The 999-nt window shown below is 53.6% G+C and carries 2 protein-coding genes; one reads left to right on the top strand and one right to left on the bottom strand.

Annotation, left to right across the window (positions count from 1 at the left end; all coding sequences use genetic code 11):
- A partial coding sequence (locus QSV46_RS39050; RefSeq protein WP_314964005.1) for a virulence protein occupies positions 1–524 on the bottom strand: 524 nt, incomplete at its 3' end.
- Positions 525–772: 248 nt separating this feature from the next.
- Here QSV46_RS39050 and QSV46_RS39045 point away from each other — a divergent pair.
- Positions 773–999, top strand: a 227-nt coding sequence (locus QSV46_RS39045) for a DNA mobilization endonuclease VirD1/MobC family subunit (protein ID WP_314964004.1), incomplete at its 3' end; no start/stop codon positions are given.

Raw genomic sequence — 999 nt, 5'->3', positions numbered from 1 at the left:
GGCGTGTCGAACATTGGCAGGAGGGCCAGCATGGCTTGCGTGGCCTGTTGAGAGACGGTCAGCCTGCATGTAGGCACTCGCTGGCCAAGAATCGCGGTTTTGATTTGAAGTTCCTCTTCTATTAGAAGTTCGATAACGTATCGGTAAGTCGCAAGTGCTTCGTCGAAATCTAGAGGTGTCAGCATGGTTGGCACCAGAATGAAATCGGAGCTGGCGATGATACTATCATTGAGTTCGCTCAAGCCGCCGCGAGTGTCGGCAAACGCATAGTGGAAGCCGTTACCTTCCGCCTGTGCATATGCGTTCTCCAGCAGGGGCAACTGATCCGCAACGAATACTTCGCACCGAGGATCCCAAGCGCCGTTACGCAGGGCATTTTCTTTCCATTTAGTAAGCGGGCGGTTTTCGTCAGCTTCGAAAAGAGCGACCTTATGCGTTTTGTCTGCGAATGACGAGCACAGACCCATTAAGGCTGTGGTTTTACCGGCCCCTCCTTTGAATGAGCAGCAAGTGACTAGCTTCATATCCGATGGTCCCCGTGCTCAAACAGGTGTGATCGACATGTGACGTGAGGTTTGGCAGCCGGGCCACGTCAGTTCAGAACGATCTGATCCTAATCAGAGGTCGAACGGCGTCAACATAACCCACCATCGAGTAGGCCACGATATGCTTAGCTACAACAGCAACCGGTCTTTGGTGTAATTCGGGACCGACAGTATTATATTTGGCGCTTCTCGCCGTATGGCGACCCTAGATATGATGGAGGTGCAACGTGTCGCACTCGATTGACGGCGCGCCGTCAAGAAAAAGGGGAAGTGCTGCTATCACCGCCCAAAGCGGCTATAGAATAATCAGCGCCCGCTTACGCGCGGCAGAATTTGATGCGTTCTCGCAGCAGTTGCGTGTGCTCGGGATGACCAACAGTCTGGCACTGCGAATTGCGGTCCGCAGGATCGCCGGATTTATTGAGATTGGCGCCGAGACCCGGAATGATCTTCG

It is taken from the genome of Bradyrhizobium cosmicum (assembly GCF_032290525.1).
GTDB classification, from domain to species: Bacteria; Pseudomonadota; Alphaproteobacteria; order Rhizobiales; family Xanthobacteraceae; genus Bradyrhizobium; species Bradyrhizobium cosmicum_A.
The sequence above is the reverse complement of the archived record's forward strand: the minus strand, read 5'-3'. Positions and strand labels throughout refer to the sequence as shown.